12 protein-coding genes are annotated in these 18,451 nt (G+C 68.7%); 8 read left to right on the forward strand and 4 right to left on the reverse strand.

Annotated elements, in window-relative coordinates:
- Positions 1 to 2 precede the first annotated feature (2 nt).
- The 5 genes from EAH68_RS11360 to EAH68_RS11380 are packed head-to-tail and all read left to right on the forward strand — an operon-like array spanning position 3 to position 10,129.
- The gene (locus EAH68_RS11360; RefSeq protein WP_126121450.1) at positions 3 to 3,053 is read left to right on the forward strand and encodes an ATP-dependent DNA helicase; all 3,051 of its coding nucleotides are present in this window, start codon (positions 3 to 5) and stop codon (positions 3,051 to 3,053) included.
- Positions 3,046 to 6,219 carry an ATP-dependent helicase gene (locus EAH68_RS11365; protein WP_126121451.1) on the forward strand — a complete coding sequence of 1,058 codons (3,174 nt, stop codon included), beginning with the start codon at positions 3,046 to 3,048 and terminating at the stop codon, positions 6,217 to 6,219. The genes EAH68_RS11360 and EAH68_RS11365 overlap by 8 nt, the downstream gene beginning before the upstream one ends.
- Positions 6,220 to 6,267: 48 nt before the next feature.
- Positions 6,268 to 7,344 (forward strand): potassium channel family protein, encoded by a 1,077-nt coding sequence (locus EAH68_RS11370; protein ID WP_126121452.1) that lies wholly within the window; start codon positions 6,268 to 6,270, stop codon positions 7,342 to 7,344.
- Positions 7,344 to 8,087, forward strand: a complete 744-nt coding sequence (locus tag EAH68_RS11375; RefSeq protein ID WP_126121453.1) for an NAD(+) diphosphatase — start codon at positions 7,344 to 7,346, stop codon at positions 8,085 to 8,087. Before EAH68_RS11370 ends, EAH68_RS11375 begins: the two co-directional genes overlap by 1 nt.
- The gene (locus tag EAH68_RS11380) at positions 8,084 to 10,129 is read left to right on the forward strand and encodes an ATP-dependent DNA helicase UvrD2 (protein ID WP_126121454.1); all 2,046 of its coding nucleotides are present in this window, start codon (positions 8,084 to 8,086) and stop codon (positions 10,127 to 10,129) included. Before EAH68_RS11375 ends, EAH68_RS11380 begins: the two co-directional genes overlap by 4 nt.
- Before the next feature lie 4 nt (positions 10,130 to 10,133).
- On the opposite strand, the gene EAH68_RS11385 is transcribed toward EAH68_RS11380, so the two are convergent.
- A complete protein-coding gene (locus EAH68_RS11385; protein WP_126121455.1) occupies positions 10,134 to 10,958 on the reverse strand; it encodes a hypothetical protein in 825 nt (274 codons plus the stop codon).
- 47 nt (positions 10,959 to 11,005) lie between these two features.
- Here EAH68_RS11385 and EAH68_RS11390 point away from each other — a divergent pair, with 47 nt between their 5' ends.
- Positions 11,006 to 11,503: a M48 metallopeptidase family protein gene (locus EAH68_RS11390; protein ID WP_126121456.1), complete on the forward strand. Its 498-nt coding sequence runs from the start codon at positions 11,006 to 11,008 to the stop codon at positions 11,501 to 11,503.
- Between the two features lie 5 nt (positions 11,504 to 11,508).
- On the opposite strand, the gene EAH68_RS11395 is transcribed toward EAH68_RS11390, so the two are convergent.
- On the reverse strand, positions 11,509 to 12,897 hold the full coding sequence (locus EAH68_RS11395; RefSeq protein ID WP_126121457.1) for a zinc-dependent metalloprotease: 1,389 nt from the start codon (positions 12,895 to 12,897) through the stop codon (positions 11,509 to 11,511).
- 82 nt (positions 12,898 to 12,979) lie between these two features.
- Here EAH68_RS11395 and EAH68_RS11400 point away from each other — a divergent pair, with 82 nt between their 5' ends.
- Entirely contained in the window at positions 12,980 to 14,059 is a 1,080-nt protein-coding gene (locus EAH68_RS11400; protein ID WP_241228431.1) for a YlbL family protein, read from the forward strand.
- Here the strand turns inward: EAH68_RS11400 and EAH68_RS11405 are convergent.
- Positions 14,056 to 14,685 (reverse strand): hypothetical protein, encoded by a 630-nt coding sequence (locus EAH68_RS11405; protein ID WP_126121458.1) that lies wholly within the window; start codon positions 14,683 to 14,685, stop codon positions 14,056 to 14,058. The two genes, EAH68_RS11400 and EAH68_RS11405, sit on opposite strands and share 4 nt — an antisense overlap.
- A 39-nt stretch (positions 14,686 to 14,724) precedes the next feature.
- Entirely contained in the window at positions 14,725 to 15,252 is a 528-nt protein-coding gene (locus EAH68_RS11410) for a PPA1309 family protein (RefSeq protein ID WP_126121459.1), read from the reverse strand.
- A gap of 94 nt (positions 15,253 to 15,346) precedes the next feature.
- On the opposite strand from EAH68_RS11410, the gene EAH68_RS11415 reads away from it, so the two are divergent.
- The gene (locus EAH68_RS11415; RefSeq protein WP_126121460.1) at positions 15,347 to 18,313 is read left to right on the forward strand and encodes a UPF0182 family protein; all 2,967 of its coding nucleotides are present in this window, start codon (positions 15,347 to 15,349) and stop codon (positions 18,311 to 18,313) included.
- The last annotated feature ends 138 nt before the right edge of the window (positions 18,314 to 18,451 follow it).

The raw sequence follows: 18,451 nt of genomic DNA on the forward strand, positions 1-18,451 counted from the left end.
ACATGATCACTCCGGCCACTCTTCCACCGATCCCCGAGGTCCGGCTCGTCCCCCGTGACACGCACCTGCCCGAGCGCAGCTGGGGGACGGACCTGCCCTGCACCGGCACCTGGCGGGTGACCGGTCCGGCGGGCTCGGGGGTGACCAGCCTGCTCATCGACACGGTCCTGACCCGCATCAACGCCGGCCAGGACCCCACGGGCATCCTCGTCGTCGCCTCATCCAAGGAGACCGGGGCGCGCATCCGCCGGGAGATCACCGGCCGACTGGCGGGCACGGACTTCGCCTCCGAGGCCCCGCTCGTACGCTCCGTGCACTCCCTGGCTTTCGCCCTGCTGCGCGACGCCTCCGAGGAACCGGTCCGCCTGATCACGGGTGCGGAGCAGGATGCCGTCATCCGCGAACTGCTCACCGGCCATGCGGAGGAGGGCCGCGGCACCTGGCCGGCCGAACACCGCCCGGCGCTCACCTTCGTCGGTTTCGCCCGCCAGCTGCGTGACTTCCTCCTGCGCGCCGCCGAACGCGGACTGTCGCCGGAGCGTCTCGAGCAACTCGGCCACCGCTACGGGCGCCCGATCTGGACCGCCGCCGGGGGTTTCCTACGGGAGTATGAACAGACCATGGCATTGTCGGCAGCCTCCAGCTACACCAGTTACTCGGCCTCCGAGCTGGTGGCCGCCGCCCTGGAGAAGCCCCTGTCCTCCCGCTGGCACACCCTCATCGTCGACGACGCCCAGCACCTTGACCCGACCTCCGCGGAGCTGGTCCGCCGGCTCATTCCCGGCACGGAGCTGGTTGTGGTGGGCGGTGACCCGCAGCAGTCGATCTTCCACTTCCGGGGCGCCTCCCCGAAATTCCTCACCGGACTGCCCGTCGACGGCGAGATCGTCCTGCCCGCCACCCGCCGGAACCCGGAGCGGGAGGTGGTCGTCGTCGATTCGCCGCCGACCCAGAATGCGCTCATCGCCGACCGGATCCGCCGCGCGCATCTGCTCGAGGGGGTGGCCTGGTCCGATATCGCCGTCATCGTCCGTTCCACCGGGCAGCTCGCCGCGGTGCGCCGGGCGCTGCTGGCCGCCGGCGTACCTGTGCACATCAGCCCGACGGATGTGGTGCTGACCGAGCAGCGCATCGTCTCCAACCTGCTGCTGGGCATCCGCGCGCTCACCGAGGAGCTCAACCCCGCCGAGCTGGAGGACCTGCTGCTCGGGCCCGTGGGCGGCGCCGACCCGGTGACGCTGCGGCGCCTCATCCGCGGGCTGCGGCGTTTCGACCCCACCACCCGCGGCATCGACACCCTGCGCGGCCTGCTGCTGCCCGACGCGGAGATGCCCGACTTCGGGGGCCTGCTCACCGAACGCGAACAGGCCATCCTCACCCGCATCTGCGGCGTGCTCGGGGCCGGCCGCGCGGCCCTGCCGGGTGGCAGCGTGGAGGAGGTCCTGTGGGCGGTGTGGTCCGCCACGGGCCTGTCCGACCATCTGCTCGCCGCCTCCCTGCGCGGCGGGGCCGGCGGCTCTCAGGCCGACCGCGACCTCGACGCCATGATGTCGCTTTTCGACGCCGCCGGCGACTACGCCGAGCGCCGCCCCACCGGCTCCATCCACGGCTTCATCGCCCACATCACCGAGCAGGAGCTGCCCACCGGTGTGCGTGACCGCCGCTCCGCCACCCCGGAGGCGGTCACCCTGCTCACCGCCCACGGCACCGTCGGCGCCCAGTGGGGGCACGTCGTCCTCGCCGGCGCGCAGGAAGGGGAGTGGCCCTCCCTCGGGGAGACCGGTTCACTCTTCGACCAGGAGGAGCTCGTCGAGCTTCTCGACGCCGGTGTCGACCCCGACGCCATCGTCTCCCACACCGCCGACCGGCTGAAGGAGGAACGCCGCCTCTTCCACGTCGCCGCCACCCGCGCCACCACCCGGCTGCTGGTCACCGCCGCGTACTGTCCGGACGCCGATGAACCCACCGAGCCCTCCCGCTTCGTGGGGGAGTTCGCCACCACCCATGACCTGGAGATCCAGCGTTTCTCCGCGGACCCGGCCGGCGAAACCGCAGACTACGAACCCCTGCACGTGCGTCTGCTGTCGGTCCCTTCCCTGCTCGCGGAGCTGCGCCGGGTGGTCTGCGACCCGGCCGCGCGTGCCGACGAACGCACCCAGGCCGCCCGCCAACTCGCACGCCTGGCCGCTGCAGGGGTTCCCGGGGCGGACCCGAAGGACTGGTGGACCACCACCCGGCCGTCGACGATGGAGCAGTTGCCGCAGGCCGACGCCCTCTCGCCCTCCCGCATCGAGGGCCTGCTGGCGTGCCCCCTCCAGGAGGTCATCCAGCGGCTGATCACCGAGGAGGACACCCCCGCCGCGCTCACCCGGGGCACCCTCGTCCACGCCTACCTGGAGGCGGTGGGAAACGGTGTCGACACGCAGCAGGCGAAAGACCTGACCCTGGCCTCCTGGGGACAGCTGCAGGACAACCCCGCCTGGCGGGTCGCCCTCGAACACGAGTCCGTGGCGCGCCTGCTCGACCGCACCAGCCAGTGGCTGGCCCAGTCACGCAGCACCTACACCCAGGTCGGTGTCGAGCTCGACCTGGATGTCCAGGTCACCGAGGGCGTGCGCATCCGCGGACGCATGGACCGGCTTGAGAAGGACGCCTCCGGCGAGCACTGGGTTGTCGACCTGAAGACCGGCACCACCGTGCCCAGCAAAGACGCCGCCCAGCGGCACGTCCAGCTCACCGCCTACCAGCTCGCCCTGCGCAACGGTGTGCTGGACGGTGACCGGATCACCGACCCCGCGCCGGGGGAGGAGGGCCTGCCCGTCGGTGGTGGCGTGCTGGTCTATCCCGGCAGCAGCACGAAGACGGCGAGCACCCGGGAACAGACCGCCCACTCCCCGGAGGAACTCGCGGAATTCGCCGCCCAGCTGCCCGGCCTCGTCACCGAGCTGGCCGGCCCGACGCTGACCGCACGCATAAACGACAACTGCGAACGCTGCGCAGTGCGGACAATCTGTCCGCTCCAGCCCGAAGGAAAGGCCACCACCCGTGTCTGACATCTCACCCCTCCTGCTCTCCCGGGTGCTCGGGCAGGCACACGGCCCCACCGACCAGCAGTCCGCCATCATCGGCGACGCCCCCGGCCCGCTGCTCGTCGTCGCCGGCGCCGGCGCCGGCAAAACCGAGACCATGGCCTCCCGCGTCGTGTGGCTCATGGCCAACGGCTACGCCACCCCGGACCAGATTCTCGGCCTGACCTTCACCCGTAAGGCCGCCCAGGAACTCGGTCGTCGTATCCGGCAGCGGCTGCAGACCCTCGCCGGCACCCCGAAGGTCCGCGACCTCGACCCCAGCGGTCAGCTGGCGGACAAGCTGGTCAATCAGTCGCCGGCGGTGTCGACCTACGACTCCTATGCCGGCCAGCTCATCTGCGAATACGGCCTGCTTGTCCCCGTCGAACCCACCGCGCGGATCATCACCGATGCCGAGCGCTACGCCATTGCCCACGAGGTGGTGACCAACTACCGCGGGAAGCTGACCGCCACGCAGACCGTGGCGAATGTGACGAAGAACCTCATCGACCTGGTCGACGAGATGAACAACCAGGTGATCACCGCCGAGGAGATCATCAGCGAGTCCCGCGCACTGGTGGACACCGTCGTCGACCTGCCCAAGGGCAAGCGACAGAGCGACGCCCTGAACAAAATAGTCCAGGGCTGGCTGGACACCCAGGAGACCCGCCTGGAGTACCTGCCCCTGGTCGAGGCACTACGGGAGGAACTCGATCACCGTGGCGTGGTCACCTTCAACGAGCAGATGTCCGTCGCCGCGGCACTCGCCCGCGACAACCCTGTTGTCGGCGCCGGACAGCGGCGCCGCTTCCGGGTGGTCATGCTCGACGAGTACCAGGACACCTCCCATGCCCAGCGCGTCCTGCTGCGCAGTCTCTTCGCGGCCGAGGACCCCGGCCTGACCGTCACCGCCGTCGGTGACCCCATGCAGTCGATCTACGGCTGGCGCGGCGCTACCGCCGCCAACCTCACCGCCTTCGTCGAGGATTTCCCCGTCGACGACGCCCCGGCCCCCAAACGCGAGCTGACCGTCTCCTGGCGCAACCCCCCGGAGATCCTCACCCTGGCCAACGCCGTATCCACCGAGGTCCTCGGACACGGTGCCGACCGGGCCGTCGCTCCCCTCGACCCCCGCCCCGGTGCCCCCGCCGGTGACGTCACCCTCGGCTGGTGGCGAGATCCGGACGACGAGGTCAACTACGTAGCCGACCGCCTCGCCGCCGAGTACCACGCGAAGCAGGAGGCGGGGGAGACCTTCTCCGGGGCGGTGCTCGTGCGCAAGAACAAACACACCGGCCCCATCGCGGAGGCCCTGGCCGTCCGCGGTATCCCCTATGAGGTGGTGGGGTTGAGCGGGCTGCTCAACGAACCCGAGGTCGCCGACATCGTCGCGGTGGCCACCATGCTCATCCGACCGGGCGACACCACCGCCGCCCTGCGGGTGCTCACCGGTCCGATGGTCGGGCTCGGCCTTGCGGACCTGGTTGCCCTGGCCCGCCGCGCCCGCAACCTCACCGGCCACGGGCAGCGCACCGAGCACCCCGCGGAACCCCTCGAAAGGCTGGTGTCCCAGCTGGCGGAACTTACCGCCGACCCGCCCGAGCAGATCAGCGGGCTCACGGACGCCGTCGCCGACCTGGGGGAGCGTTCCCGGTATTCACCGGACGGCGTACGTCGCCTGGAGCGGTTGTCCTCCCGCCTGCGCCGGCTCCGTACCCACAGCCTGGGTAAGTCGCTGCCGGACCTCTTCGCGGACATCGAGCAGGTCTTCGGTGTGCGCACCGAGGTCCTGGCCCGCCGCAGTGACATCGGCCCCGTGCATCTGGACCGGCTGGCCGGCCACGTCGCCGGCTACTCCGGTGATTCGTTGGGCGGGCTGCTCGACTACTTCCGCCTTGCCTCAGACCACGAGAAGGGGCTGGCAGCGGGCGAGGTCACCCAGCGCGGTGACCGCGTGCAGATCCTCACCTCCCACAAGGCCAAGGGCCTGGAGTGGGACATGGTCTGTGTCCTGCACACCGATTCCGGCACCTGGTCGGCGAAGGCCTCCACCTTCCTCAGCAACATCACCAGGGTGCCGGACCCGGATTTCGGAGCCCTGGCCGCGGATGACCGGAAAGAATTCCAGGACCTGGCGGAGGAGTACATCGGCGACCGCCGCGCCGCCGAGGCCGAAGAGGCCACCCGGCTGTTCTACGTGGCCATCACGCGTACCGAGCGGGTCCTGCTGGTGACCGGCTCCGCCCAGTCCACCAGCGCCCGGCCCTACGAGCACCTTGAACGCCTCCGTGACCTGGCCCCTGATACGGTCGTGGCCTGGGAGGACGAGTCTGAGGCCACCGGGACGCAGGAGCAGGAGGCACCCCGGAAAGGCAGCTTCCCGGACCTGCACCCTGATCCGGACGCCCTGGCCGGCGCGGAACTGGTCCGGGAGGCGATGATCCAGCTGCCGGAGTCCAGCGCCGGCGAGACCTATGAGTTCTGGGAGGCGGAGATCACGGCGCTCATCGCGGAACACGAGGCGATGCTCGCCCCGGTTGTGGAGGTGGCCCTGCCCGCCGAACTCACCGCCACCGACCTGGTCGCCCTGCGGCAGGACCCGGAGCAGTTCGCCCGCCGCCAGCGCCGCCCCGTGCCCTTCCGTCCGAACCAGTACGCCAAGCGCGGAACCGCCTTCCACCAGTGGCTGGAGGACCGCTTCGGCGCGACTGCCCTGCTGGATGAGGACCAGCTGCCCGGCATCGACGAGGAGGTCGTCGACGCCCACGAACTTGAGCACCTCAAGGAGAAGTTCCTGGAGAGCCCGTGGGCTGACCGCACCCCGGCGCATGTGGAGCAGCCCTTCGAGGTGACCATCGGCGACGTCGTGGTCCGCGGCCGCATGGACGCGGTCTTCCGCGACCCGGACACCCCGGGCGGCTGGCTCATCGTCGACTGGAAGACCGGCCGGCCCCCGAGCGGACCGGACCGCCGCGCTGCGATCATCCAGCTGGCGGTCTACCGCGAGGCGTGGAGCCGGATCATCGGGGAGGGCTCTGTGCGTGCCGCCTTCCACTACGTCGGCTGGAACGAGACGCTTGAGCCGCGTGACCTGCCGGGACATGATGAACTCGTTGAACTGCTCACGCATGCCACGGCCCCGAGCCAGTAGAGTCTGAAGCCAGACAGGGCGGTACGTCACGGCAGGAAGGAGCCAGGCATGCGCAACCGCATCCGGGAGCGGTTCCGTGGTGACACGGAGCTGAGCCTGCTGCCTGACCATGCGCTGCTGGGGATCATCAACATCCCCGGAGCGGTGGCGGCCAGCCCCTGGTCGCTGATCGGGCGCCGGGTGCTCTACGCCTTTCTGCTGTTGTTCGCCGTGGCCTTCATCGTCTACGTGGACAAGGGCGGTTACAGCGAGGAACTGACGTTCATCGACGCCTTCTACTACTCGGCGGTGTCGTTGTCGACGACCGGCTACGGCGACATCACCCCGGTGACCCAGTCGGCGCGGCTGATCAACATCGTGATCATCACCCCGATCCGGATCAGCTTCGTCATCCTGCTCGTCGGCACGACCCTGTCGGTGCTGACGGAGAACTCCCGGAAGACCCTGCAGATCCAGCGTTGGAGGAAGACCGTGCGCAACCACACCATCGTCATCGGCTACGGCACCAAGGGCCGCTCGGCGGTCTCGGCCCTGCTGGCCGACGGGCTGTCCCCCAACCAGATCGTGGTTGTCGACACCGACAAGTCAGCGCTCTCCCGGGCCGAGAACCAGGGCCTGGTCACCGTCTACGGTTCCGGCACCAAGGCGGACGTGCTCAAGATCGCCGGCGTCACCCGGGCGCGCGCCGTGGTGGTCGCCCCCAACATGGACGACACCGCCGTGCTGGTCACTCTCTCGGTGCGTGAGCTGGCGCCCTCGGCGATGATCGTCGCCAGCGTCCGGGAATCGGAGAACCAGCATCTTCTGGAGCAGTCGGGTGCGGATTCGGTGGTGATCTCCTCGGAGACCGCCGGCCGTCTGCTCGGCCTGGCGACGGTCACTCCGACGGTCGTGGAGATGATGGAGGACCTGCTCAGCCCTGACGAGGGTTTCTCCGTGGCGGAACGGCCCATCGCCGAGGATGAGGTCGGTGCGAACCCCCGCCACCTGGCGGACATCGTGCTCGGACTGGTGCGTTCCGGTGAGCTCTACCGCATCGACTCACCCGAGGCGGAGACCGTTGAACCGGGCGACCGGCTGTTGTATATCCGCCGCGTCACCGGGGAGGAGGTGAGGCGCCCGTGATGAGTTACCTGCCCATCGCTCCGGGCGGACAGGTGCCCGTCACGGCCGCGGGGGAGTTGCTGCTGTTCAGTACCCCGCCGGCCCCTGATGCCGTGCACACAGTCCTCGTCAGCGCGGAGCTGACCGCGGTGAGCGTGGAGCGCGAGGTGGTTGCCGCCCTGGCGGAGGCTGCCGGCGGAAGACTCGTCGAGCCCCGCCACTTCGGGGAGGACCGACTCGTGTCCCGGGCTGTGGCGCTGCTGCGGCACCGCGGCCAGCTCCTCTACGATCCCGTGGACGGCAGCCCCCTGAGCTTCAGCGAGGACGGGGTGGTGGCCATCGGCGGGGAGGGCCGGCAGATCTTTCCCCGGGTGGACCCGGCCGTCATCGGCCTGGTGGAACTCGCCGGCGAGGAACGCATCCTGCTGGGCCGCAACGCCAGGCACGGACGCTTCTTCTCCCTCATCGCCGGCTATGTCGATCCCGGGGAGAACCTCGAGGAGGCCTTCGTCCGGGAGGTACGGGAGGAGACCGGCCGCCGGGTCTCGCAGGTGGCCTACTGGGGCAGCCAGCCGTGGGCGGTCACCGGTTCCCTCATGGTCGGCTTCACCTCCGTCACCGAGGACGAGGACGCCATCAGTGAGACCGACGGGGAGCTCGCCGAGACACGCTGGGTCTCCCGCGGGGAGCTGGATCAGCTACCCCTGGCCCGTCCCGGTTCGATCGCGCATGCGATGATCACGGCATGGAGGAACGCCCTGTGATTGACCTGAACGACCTCGATGATGACCAGCGCGTCGCCGCCACCGCCCCCCGGGGCCCGGTGTGCATCCTGGCCGGAGCGGGCACCGGCAAGACCCGCACCATCACCTACCGCATCGCGCACCTCATCGACCAGGGCTTCGTCAGCCCCAACCGCGTGCTGGCCGTGACCTTCACTGCCCGCGCCGCCGGGGAGATGCGCCACCGCCTCGGGGTCATGGGGGTGGGCGGGGTGCAGGCCCGCACCTTCCATGCTGCCGCCCGCCGCCAGCTGGCCTATTTCTGGCCCCAGGTCGCCGGCTCCCTGCCCTGGCGGCTGGTGGACAACAAATTTCCGCTCGTCGGCCGCGCCGCCCGTGGGGTGGGTGTGCAGTCGACCACCGAAAACGTCCGCGACCTGCTCGGGGAGATCGAATGGGCCAAGGCCACCTTGATCACCCCGGACCAGTACCCGGCCCGGGTGGCCCACTCCACCCGCACCCCGCCGGTGCCGGCGGAGCAGGTCGCCGAGGTCTACCGCCGCTACGAGGCGGCCAAGACCACCGACGAGGGGATGCTGCTCGACTTCGACGACCTGCTCCTCCACGTCGCCGCCGCCCTGGAGAACGCACCCGGGGTGGCCGATGAGTTCCGCGAACAGTACCGCACCTTCGTCGTCGACGAGTACCAGGACGTCACCCCGCTGCAGCAGCGGGTCCTCGACGCCTGGCTCGGCGACCGCGACGACCTGACCGTCGTCGGCGACGCCAACCAGACGATCTACTCCTTCACCGGAGCAACCCCGGACTTCCTGCTGGACTTCCCCCGGACCTACGACAACGCCACCGTGGTCAAGCTGCAGCGCGACTACCGTTCCACCCCGCAGATCACCGACCTGGCCAACACCGTCATCGGCCGGGCCACCGGACGCGTCGCCGGCACCCGCCTGGAACTGCAGGGTATGCGCCCGCCCGGGCCGGCACCGACCTTCAACGCCTACGACGATGAACCGACGGAGGCCCGGGAGGTCGCCGGCCAGATCCTCAGCCTGCTCGACCGCGGGGTGCCGGCCAGTGAGATCGCCGTGCTCTACCGCATCAACGCCCAGTCCCAGGCCTTCGAACAGGCGCTCGCCGACGCCGGGATCGTCTATCAGGTCCGCGGCGGCGAGGGCTTCTTCAACCGGGCGGAGATCCGCCAGGCCATCAGCGAACTGGTCCGTGTAGCCCAGCGCACCGACCTGCCTGATGACCCGGTCGCCGTCACCCGGGCCGCCCTGGCCCCCTTCGGCCTGACCCCCACTGAGCCGGAGGGCGCGCAGGCCAGGGAGCGTTGGCAGTCACTGGCTGCCCTGGTCGACCTGGTGGAGGAACTCATCCGCGCCACCCCGGACCTCGACCTCACGGGCGTGCTCCGGGCGCTGCGCCAGCGGGCAGAGTCGAAGCACCCGCCCACCATGGAAGGCGTGACCCTGGCAAGCCTGCACGCAGCCAAGGGCCTGGAATGGGACGCTGTATTCCTCATCGGACTCGTGGAGAACACCCTGCCCATCAGCCACGCCATCAAGGCCGGTGACCATCAGATCGAGGAGGAGCGCCGACTGTTCTACGTCGGCATCACCCGCGCCCGCGAACACCTCCACCTCTCCTGGTCCCTGGCCCGGCAGGAGGGCGGCCGAAAATCCCGCACCCGCACCCGCTTCCTGGACGGCATCGTTCCGGAGCTGGAGATCGAGAAGGCGCCCGCCCGCACGGTCCGCCCGAAACGCTGCCGCGTCTGCGGCGGGGAACTGGACGCTCCCGCCGAGAAGACCATGGGCAGGCACGAGGACTGCCCCTCCGGCGCCGATGAGGAGATCTTCGAGACGCTGCGTGCCTGGCGTGCCGAGGCCGCCCGCGAGGCCGGCGTGCCCGCCTACATCGTCTTCTCCGACGTGACCCTCATGGCCCTGGCTGAGACGCTGCCGGGCAGCCGCGCCGAGCTTCTCGACGTCCCCGGCGTCGGCCCCGTCAAGGTCGAACGCTACGGCGCCCAGCTCCTCGGCGTCCTGGCCTCCTTCCGGTGAATTCTCAGCCGTAGGTGAAGCACACCGGGCAGCGCGGATGCACCGCCATCGTCTCCCGGTGCACCCCGGCCCAGGGGTCCACGGTGTGCACCGCGCCGGGCAGGAGCACAGGTGGGGCGTGACCCGGTGGGGGAGGAACACCCACCAGCTCCGCGACGAGGACCGCGGCCTGTGCGGCGGTGGCCGCCAGCACCGCCGGGTCGGGGCGGGCAGGACCACCGGGGAGCTGGGTGACCACCCGGTGCCAGAAGGCGTCCGCGTCGGTGCGGTGCAGGTCGGCGCACAGGGGGCAGGGACCGTGGGCGTCGATACGCAGGGGGCCGATGACCCCCCGGTGGTCGATCACCGAACAGCTCACCCACGTCCGGGCGAAACGGGTGAGCATCGGCGCCATTGCCTTCGAGTGGGCGAGCCGGTCCACCACCACGACGGGGACCCCGACCCGGGTGGCCGCGAGGTAGGCGAACTCGGATTCTCCGCGGATGGGGGAGCGGACCGTGATCCCCTTGCCCGCGAGCAGCTCCGTGAGCGTCTGCGCCAGCAGGCCCCGCCCCAGGAGGATGACTTCCCGCTCCACGGAGGCGACGAGGATGCGGTAGGTGATGAGGTCGTCGAGGAGGCTGGCGGCCGCCTCCCGGCCCAGGCCGGCGGTGACGAGGCTGTCGACAAGCTCATCGCGCGGGCGGGGCCGGCGGGCCGAGAGCAGCGTGGCCATGAGCACCGGCGCACGGGAGGTCTCGATGATGCCCGCGCGCGTGGCATCCAGACCGAACTGCAGGGCGTCGTGGCCACGCAGAAAAACATGCGCGCCGGCCGCCAACTCGAACATGGTGCATCCCCCCTACAGACAGTTGAACACAGATAGAATCCCGTGTCATGCCATCCGAGATAGAGGTCATCCGCTCCCCCCGCCGCCACCGCACCGTACAGGCCCGCGTCGTGGACGGGAGGATCGTGGTGCGCATCCCCGCCCGGATGAGCCGGGCCGAGGAGGAGAAGGCCGTAGCAGACATTGTGGCCAGGATGCGGAAGAAAACGACGGCAAGGGCCACCTCGGACGAGGACCTGCTGGACCGGGCCGAAAAACTGAACCGCGAACACCTCGGTTCACGCGCCACCGTCGGATCGATCCGTTGGGTGGGCAACCAGCAGAGCCGCTGGGGTTCCTGCACCCCCTCGACCGGGGACATCCGTCTCACTGACCGGCTGCAGCACGTCCCCGACTACGTGCTCGACGCGGTGCTCCTGCACGAACTGGTGCACACCTTCATCACCGGCCACGGCCCGGAGTTCTGGGAATACGCGGACCGGGCACCGAAGGCCGAGCGGGCCAAGGGCTATCTGGAGGCCTATCAGCGTTTCGGGAAGCAGTGAGCCCCCTACTCCCGTGACTGACCCTCGTCGTCCTTGTCATCATCATTGCCGCTGTCGTCCTGCTCGCGCAGCATCTCCTCGAGCTTGGCGAACTCCCGGTTGAAGTCGTCCATGTCGTCCTCGCCGAGGAGACCGTCGATGAAGTCGGCGGAGTTGTCCAGGTGCTCGGCGGAAGGCAACAGGTCAGGATGCTCCCATACGCTGTCGCGGCGCTTCTGGCCGACGGCCACGTCCACGCGGCGCCACAGCTCCGCGGCTTCGGCGACCTTCGGGGCGGCCAGCTCGATGCCGACGATCTTGGCGAAGGCCTGCTCGGCGGAACCGCCGGTGGCCCGGCGGCGTCGCCACGCCTCGGTCATCGCACCGGTGGAGGGGATACGCTCACCCATGGCCTGGGTGACCACGTACTCCACCCAACCCTCGACGAGGGCGAGCAGGGTCTCCAGGCGGGAGACGGCCTGGGCGTTGCGGGAGCTGATGCGCGGGGAGAGGTCCATGCCCTGCAGGCGCTGCATCGCGTCCTGTATGGCGGCCGGATCCCCGGACTCCAGGTTGAGTTCGCGGGTGGCTTCCTCGATGTGCGAGGTGTCGATGACCAGCCCGGCGGCGTACTCCTCGACGGAGGAGACCAGCTGCTCCACCAGCCACGGCACGTGGTGGTAGAGACGCTGACGGGCGGATTCGCGGGCGGCGATGTAGACCATCAGCTCCTGGCCGGGGACATCGAGCTCGCCGCCGGCGGCCGTGATGTTCGTCGGCAGCAGGGCAGTGACGTCAGTCGGGGCAACCGGCAGGCCGAAATCGGAACCGGTCAGGGCCTGCTTCGCCAGGTCACCGAGAGCGTTACCCAGCTGCATGCCGAAGTTCATGCCCGACATCTGGTTCATCATCTGCATCATCGGGCCGACCATCTCCCGGGCCTCCTCCGGCAGGGAGGCGAGCTGGGCGTCGTTCATGTGCTCGGCCACCGGAGTGACCAGACGCTTCCACATGGGCAGGGTCTCGGCCAGCCAGTCCTCGGCGTTCCACGCCACGACCCTGCCTCCCGAGGTGGGCAGCTCGGTGCTCCCGTCCAGCCACAGGTCAGCCAGCCGCACGGCCTCCTCGACCGCGGAGGTGTCCTGCGCGCGGACAGCAGAGACCTGTCCGATCTGCTGACGGGCGATGCGCTCCGCCAGCGCGTAGTTCACGGGCCCCTGGCCCTCGGGGGAATTCATTGAGGAACCCATGCCGGAGAGCATCTGACCGAACTGGTTGAGCATGTCACCCAGCCCGCCCGATCCGTCCGCCCCGCCGAAGCTGAACGGGCCGAAGGGATTCTGATCGCGACGTGACTTGTCGTCGTCGTCATCGTCGCCTGGTCCGAAGGAGAAGCCGAATCCGCCTGTATTCATGGCTCCCAATCTACCGGGCGGCATGCGCCACAAGCCATGAGGTGGGCAACGCTGACAGCGAACACAGGTACCCTGATTCACCGTGAATGCAACGCCGACCCGCGCCAGCCGCCGAATCCGGACCCTCGCCTGGGGGGCCGTCCCCGTCCTCCTGCTGACCGCCCTGGTGTCCATGGACCGGATCCCGGGCACGGACATCTCTCTGACCGTGCCCTATGCGGCGGAAGGACCGGGCCCGATGTTCGACACCCTCGGCGCTGTCGAGGGCATTCCGGTCGTCGAGATCGACGGTGCCCCCGTCGACGACACCACCGGTGAGCTGCGCATGACCACCGTGTCAGTGCGTTCCAACATGACCCTCGCCCAGGCGCTCAGCCGATGGTTGACCACCAACGACACGCTCGTCCCCGTAGAGCAGGTCTTCCCGCCGAACATGAGCCCGGAGGAGATCGAGCAGGCCAACCGGCAGGCCTTCACCTCCTCCGAGGCCGCGGCGACGGTGGCCGCGATGAATCACCTCGGCCGCCCGGTGGAGATCACGGTCGTCGACGTGCTGCCCGACACCGCCGCCGCGGGGCGCATCGAGGCGGAGGACGTCATCGTCGCCGTCGACGGGCAGGCGGTGGATCAGCCCGGTCAGGTGCAGGAGATCGTGCGCGCGAAGGAACCCGGCGCGCCGGTCACCCTGGAGCTGCTGCGTAGTGGAGAGCAGGTCAGTGAGGAGATCGAACTGGGCGCCAACCCGCAGAACGAGCAGATGGCCATGCTCGGCGTGCTCATGGGCTCGCAGCCGACCGACGGGGTGGACGTGAACTTCAACCTGCAGGACATCGGTGGCCCGAGTGCGGGCATGATCTTCTCGCTGGCGGTGATCGACAAGCTCTCGCCGGGCGAGCTCAATGCCGGGCGGAAGGTCGCCGGCACCGGCACCATCTCCGAGGAAGGCGCCGTCGGTTCCATCGGTGGGATCGAGCACAAGGTCCGGGCCGCCGCCGCTGACGGGGTGGAGCTTTTCCTCGCGCCCGCCCCCAACTGCGCCGAGGCGGTCAGCGGGCTCGGCGGTGGCAACGACATGGTCGTGGCGAAGGTCGCAACCTTGGACGAGGCGATCACCGCGATGGCCGACTTCGGGGCCGGCCGCGATGTCGAGACCTGCTCCTAGTTCTCGGGGTCCGGGGTCTCCTCGGGTTCCTCCTCCGCCGTGGGCGGTTCCGCGAGGCCGAGTTCGTAGATCCTCTCCTCCGGGTCCACCCGGTCCGAGGAGACCATCTGCTGCATGACCAGACCTTGGTCGTTGTCCACGACGGTGATCACGGCGGTGGTACCCAGCGTCGACCAGCCGACCACCTTGCGGCCGGTGTCCTCCACCACCCGTGAGCTGCGGAGCTCGGTGATCAGCTGGGTCGTCGACGCCGCCTTTGACATCGACTCGAAGAACTGGAACTGCCCCACCTCCCGGCCCGAGCACTCCCAGGCGTTGTCCAGTCCGCTGGCGTTGCAGGAGTCGAACTCCTCGAACAGGCTCGCCGGGGCGATGGGGGAGAAGATCTCCTGCACCTCGGCGACGTCCTCGGGCAACCCCGCCCTGCTTGTCGACGTCGCCGTGGTCTCCGTCGCCTCCGATGTCTCGACCGGTGTGGTGGTTGTCGTTGAGACGACGGTAGGGGAGGGGGCCGGCGAACTGGTGGCCGGCTCCGGCTGGTCCCCGGAGGTACACGCCGTCAGGCCGACGCTGAGCAGAACCGCTGCGGATGCGGCGGTCAGGCGGGCAGGGCGTGGGAATCGCACGGGGGCACAGGCTCCTTGGAAGTGATGGTCCAGGACAGTCTAGTCGAGGTGTTCCGGGTCCTGCTCAAGTCCGTAACGCAGTGCCTGGAGCACCCCGGGGGCGACTTCCGGGCCGCCGCGCAGTTCGATCTTGTCCTCGGCGAACGGGCCGGCCTCGACCAGCTCCTCCTCGGTGGGGCGCAGCTGGAGCAGCGTCAGTTCGACGTCCTCGACGCGCAGCACTCCGGAGAAGAGGCGGGCGGGGCGGGCCGGGGCGTCGCCTAGCGCGGCGTCCCGGAACATGATTTCCTGGGCGAGGACGACGCCCGCGATCTCCTCGGGCCAGGCCAGGCGCGACATATAGTCACCGAGTTCCTCCGAACCCGGGAGGATGTGTTCCGGCAGGTCCTGGACCACCAGCGTCAGCGGCGCGGATTCATCCGGATCGGCCAGTTGATCGGCGAGCAGTCGCGTCGGGACCAGCGCAAACAGTGTCGGGGCGGCATCCCAGCCCTCGGCGTGGACGAACTCCACCGCCTCCAGCATCGCCTGGTTGAGTGCCTGCGGGGTGGTCTCGGGAACTGTCATGGTCAATCCTTCGTTGGAAACGCAGAGGTGTACTTCTCTAGGCTAAGGACAGTACACCGGCAGAAAACTAGACCTCATTGCTTAGGAGCAGGATTTGGCCACCGGCCTCTCACAACCCTCCCCATCCGTAAACAGACCACCCAGGGTACTGAGCTGGATCATCGGCATCATCGCCGCGCTGTTCATCCTGGCTCCCCTGGCGGTCGGTTTCTACACCGACTGGCTCTGGTTCGGTGAAGTCGACTTCCGGGGCGTCTTCACCAAGGTGCTGCTCGTCCGCATCGCCCTCTTCTTCGTGTTCGCTCTTGTCGCGGGCTTCGTCGTATGGCTCGCGGGCTTCTTCACCTGGCGCAACCGCCCGGACAGTCTCGAACACATGGACCTCAACTCACCGGTCCATCAGTACCGCCAGGCCCTGGACAAATCCGTCCGAGGCATCCTCATCGGCATCCCCGTCGTCGTGGGCATCTTCGCCGGCTTCATCGGCCAGGGCACCTGGCGCACCGTGATGATGTTCATCAACGGCGAATCCTTCGGCGTCGACGACGCCCACTTCGGTAACGACCTCGGCTTCTACGCCTTCACCCTGCCGATGCTGCGGATGGTCGTGGACACCTTCTCCATGCTCCTGATCGTGGCCTTCGTCATCGCCCTGATCGGCCACTACCTGTTGGGCGGCATCCGGATCGGGAACCAGGCCATGGGGCTCAAGGGACACATCTCCCGCGGTGCCCGTGTCCAGCTCGCCGTGACCGGTGGCCTGTGGATGCTGCTGCAGGTCGCCTCCTACTTCCTGGACCGCTACACCCTGCTCTACTCCAGCCAGGACACCTTCACCGGTGCCAGCTACACCGACATCCACGCCGTCCTGCCCGCCAAGATCATCCTCATGATCATCGCGGTCTTCGTCGCCGTGGCCTTCTTCTCCGCCATCGTGCTCAAGGACCTGCGCATCCCGGCGCTGGCCGTCGTCCTCATGCTGCTGTCCTCCTTCGTCATCGGGGTGGCCTGGCCGCTGATGATGGAGCGTTTCTCCGTCCAGCCCAACCGTGTGGCCAAGGAATCGGAGTACATCTCCCGCAACATCGAGGCCACCCGCCACGCCTATGGTCTGACTGACTCGGAGGTCAGCTACCTGCGCAACTGGGGTGCGGAGGGTGCCTCCGACGACGAGGTCGCCGCCGACGAGGCCACCATCTCCAACATCCGTCTGCTGGACCCGGAGGTCCTCGCTCCCACGTTCACCCAGATGCAGCAGCTGCGTAACTTCTACGGCTTCCCGGAGACCCTCGCCGTCGACCGTTACGAGGTGGACGGTGAGCTGCGCGACTTCGTCGTCGCGGCCCGTGAACTCGACCCGAACGCCCTGAGTGAGAACCAGCGCGACTGGATCAACCGCCACACCGTCTACACGCACGGCAACGGCTTCATCGCCGCGCAGGCCAACACCGTCGATGAGGCGGCCCGGGACGCCGGTTCAACCCGTGGTGGTTTCCCTGTCTTCACTGTCTCCGACCTGCAGACCAATGCCGCCCGTGAGGCTGTCGAGGATGCCGAGGAACTGGGTATCAAGGTCGATCAACCGCGCATCTACTACGGCCCGGTCATCGCCAACGCCGCCGACGGCGCCGACTACGCCATCGTCGGTGACAACGGCTCCGACCCAGTCGAGTACGACACCGACAACTCCTTCTACACCTACGACGGTTCCGGCGGCGTCGACATCGGCAACATGTTCAACCGTGCCGCCTTCGCGCTGCGCTACCAGGAGATGAACCTCATCCTCTCCGACCGCGTCCACGGTGACTCGAGGATCATCTTCGAGCGTGACCCGCGTGCCCGCGTGGAGAAGGTCGCCCCCTGGCTGACCACCGACTCCAAGACCTACCCGGCCGTCGTCGACGGCCGCGTCAAGTGGATCGTCGACGGCTACACCACCCTCAACGCCCTGCCCTACACCGAGCAGACCTCGTTGACCGAGACCACCGTCGACGCCCTCAACCCCGACGGCACCAGCCAGCGGCTGATCACCGACAACGTCGGCTACATCCGCAACTCCGTCAAGGCCACCGTCGACGCCTACGACGGCACCGTCGAGCTCTACGAGTTCGACACCGAGGACCCGGTGCTCAAGGTCTGGCAGGGCATCTTCCCGGACACCGTGAATCCGGAGAGCGAGATCTCCGACGAGCTGCGCCAGCACCTGCGCTACCCCGAGGATCTGTTCAAGGTCCAGCGTGACCTGCTCGCCCGCTACCACGTCTCTGACCCGGGCGTCTTCTTCACCAACGACGCCTTCTGGTCCGTTTCTGAGGATCCGACTGCCCCTGAGGGCCGGGACGCCCTCAACCAGCCGCCCTACTACGTCGTCGCGGCTGACCCGGAGACCGAGGAATCCAGCTTCCAGCTGATCACCCCGTTCCGCGGTCTGAACCGACAGTTCCTCTCCGCACACATGGCCGTCAGCTCAGACCCGGAGACCTACGGCAGGATCACCGTCCGTGTCCTGCCCACGAACACCCAGACCCAGGGTCCAAAGCAGGCGCAGGACGCCCTGATGTCCTCCGACCAGGTCGCCCGCGACCGCACCCTGTGGGAGGGCACCAACGAGCTGCACAACGGCAACCTGCTCACCCTGCCGGTGGGTGGCGGCGAGATCCTCTACGCCGAGCCGATCTACTCGCAGCGCAAGAACCAGGAATCGGCCTTCCCGAAGCTCCTGCGTGTCCTGGTGTCCTATAAGGGCCGCGTCGGCTACGCCCCGACGATCTCCGAGGCACTGGCACAGGTCGGCATCGACCCGCGCGCCGCCCAGGACATCGCCGGCGCGGAAACCCCGACCGTGCCTGAGCCCGAAGGCGAGGAGACGACCGAGGAGGAGCCCACCACGGACCAGCCGGCCACCGCCGCCGGCACCGAGGGTGAGGCCATCGAGCGCATCAACGAGGCACTGCGCAGCGTCGAAGGCGCCCGCTCCGGTTCCTTCGAGGATTATGGCCGGGCACTGGACGAACTCGACCGCGCGGTCGAGGAGTACCAGTCACTCAACGAGGGGAACTAAACCCTGGTTGGCCGGGAGATTTGCAAGAATCTCCCGGCTCTGGGTATAGTTCAACATCTGCAGCAAAGCGGCCGGGAGGTTGTGGAGCTGCAGGGTGAAGTGAATATCACCCGACGCGGGGTGGAGCAGCTCGGTAGC

This window comes from Corynebacterium hylobatis, from assembly GCF_003955685.1.
GTDB classification, from domain to species: Bacteria; Actinomycetota; Actinomycetes; order Mycobacteriales; family Mycobacteriaceae; genus Corynebacterium; species Corynebacterium hylobatis.